We start from the raw sequence: 2,456 nt of genomic DNA, 5'->3' as shown, positions 1-2,456 counted from the left end.
GAGGCCACATTAAGTGGCCTCCTGTTCGTGCGGAACTCGCGATAAACCTAAGCCGGTGTCCCCGCTCTCCCGGGGCCGAACGCCCTAGTTGTTGAGCATGCGGTCGAAGCTTCCCGAGTCGCCATCCCGATAGTCTGCGGTCATCAGGATCTCCTGCGGAATACGCCCGCCCTCGCGCAGCACGTTGCGGAACTGCACGCGCGTAACCATGGGCAGATCCTTAATCGTCGCCGCCAGGTTCTGCGGCACGCCCTGGTTGGCAGCAGCGGGCTCGCACGCGCCGCCGGCCTTCACGCGACGCCTATGCTCGGCGAGCATGGCGCGGTACATGCCGGCATGCAGGCGAATCTCAACCACATTGGCATTGCGAGCCTGCTCGACGATGCGCGCGCCCTCGCGGTCGATATCGCCCACATAGTAGACGTAGTTAAAGCGATAGCCAATCTCGGCCAGATAATCGTCCAGGGCATGCGAGACGCTTGCCTTGCATCCGCCGCCAAAAATCACGCCGCCCACCTTGATGCCAAAGAGCTTGGCGTGCTTGCGGCCACGCAGCAGCTTGACGATCTCGTCGTAGGTGTCCAGGTTCTCGACCATAATGAACGGCCTGTCGGCGCCCAGGGTAAAGAAGCCCGTAAAGTGCACGGGGCGATTGGGGGCGACCTTGATCGCCTGCATGCTAATGCCCTTTTCGGTCATACGCCTGATCAGGCGCTCACCGTGCTTGCCGTCAAAAGCCTTCTCGTCGTTAAAGATCTGGTAGGCACGCTGGCGGCGCGAGGCAACCGGCGTATCGGCACCTCGGTTCTGCTCGATCCAAGCCTGGATGATTGCGATTTCCTCGGCAATCTTGCGGTTGGACATCTCGTTGTGCTGAGTGCGCTGCGGAGCCTTTTTGCCGTCCTTGCCCTCGACCTTAACGATTTGAGTCTGTTGCTCCTTAATCTTGGAGAGCGCCATTGGCGTGGGAACGACCTTGAGCAGCTGCCTGCCCAGGACACGGGCCAGAGCAAACGCCGAAACCTCGCCATGAGCGGGCTGCTCAGGCTGCTGGGCGGCCGCATCGTTTGCAGTCGGTTTGGGCTGCGCCTGGGATTTGTGCTTGGAATCTGCCTGAGCTTTGCGCTCTTGCTTTGGCGCGGACGAGCTCTTTTGCGAACGTTCAGGCTTGTCCCCCTTCGCCGGCTGGCGCTTGGGCTGCTCCACCGGGGTCTCAGCCTTCACATCCTTGTTTTGCGTTGTCGCCTTCTCGGCCACGGTTTCGGCATTTGAGCCACGTCCGCCACGGTGACGACGACGGCGGGGCTTGCTCGAAGTGCTCTCCCCCGCCTGTTTATCAGCGGACTGTTGAACTTTGACCTCGGTGTCAGCCGCAGGCTGCGACTCGGAAGGTTGCTGCTCGCGAGCCGCCGGCTCAACGGTTTTCTCGGTTTGTTCGGCCTTATCGGCCTGAGCGGTCGAAGCCGGCTCGCCCTTCTCCTGACGCTTTACGGGATACGCGCGCCCTGCAAAACCGCGGCCGGGACGACACGAACCCGGAGCCCTCTTGGCAGACTCCTCAACATCGTCTGCAACCTCGGAAGGCTCTTCAACCTCACGCGCGACATCCTGCTGCGCAGCCTTGAAGTGAGCACCGCGACGACGCTTGGGCTCTTGGGCCTCCACGGGCTTTTGTTCCTTCGCGGGCTTCTGCGACTCAGCGGCAACCTCGGTCTCAACAGCCTCAGCATCCGTCTCACCCTTTCGAGCAACGGCGCGACGGAAGCGCTCCTGCTGGGCGCGGCGCTGCGCATCGCGCTTGCCACCCCCGCCAAAACCGCCGCGTCCTGCCTTGGCCGTAAAGGCACGCACGACGTTCTCATCGAGCAACTCATCGGTATCGACATGCTCACGCGGGGCAACTTCTTCCACAGCAGGCACGTCAGCGGGATCCTCGACGACAAAATCCTCGACGGACTCGGCAGGCTGCTCCTGGGCATCGCGGATCTCGGCATTGATGGTATAGAACGCCGGGCGCCCGTTAATGCCGCTACCCTCGATCTTGGTCACGATATTTGCCGCGATAAGCTCATCGCGCATCGCCTTGGTGTCACATTCCTTATCGACGGAGCGGAAAATTTGCGCCAGCGCGCTCGACTTGATCTTGAGCGCCTTGCGGCAAAGCAGGTCGTAGGCAACCAGCTTGGCACGCTCAGCAGAAAGCGATGTCTGGCTGCTCAGACGCTCAGCCAGAGCATCGACATTATTTTGGTTATCGGAATATACCGTCTTGGCCACGGGGCCCCTTTCATATGTACACATATACGTCTATATGGTACAACGCGCGCCCTTATCCACGCAAAACATCTGCGAGAACACTCGAGCGTCACCCGCTTTTGCATCAAAACCACCCCTAAAAGGGGTGGTTTGCTCTTAGGGTATAACCCTTGGATTTCCGGCACGCGTCTAAAGGCGCC

The 2,456-nt window shown here is 60.7% G+C and carries 1 protein-coding gene; it reads right to left on the bottom strand.

Annotation, left to right across the window (positions count from 1 at the left end; genetic code table 11):
- Window positions 1-84: 84 nt before the first annotated feature.
- On the bottom strand, window positions 85-2,277 hold the full coding sequence (locus tag ABHR63_RS09915) for a hypothetical protein (RefSeq protein WP_346965200.1): 2,193 nt from the start codon (window positions 2,275-2,277) through the stop codon (window positions 85-87).
- Between the last annotated feature and the right edge of the window lie 179 nt (window positions 2,278-2,456).

Source organism: Collinsella aerofaciens (assembly GCF_039752775.1).
GTDB classification, from domain to species: Bacteria; Actinomycetota; Coriobacteriia; order Coriobacteriales; family Coriobacteriaceae; genus Collinsella; species Collinsella aerofaciens_R.
The sequence above is the reverse complement of the archived record's forward strand: the minus strand, read 5'-3'. Positions and strand labels throughout refer to the sequence as shown.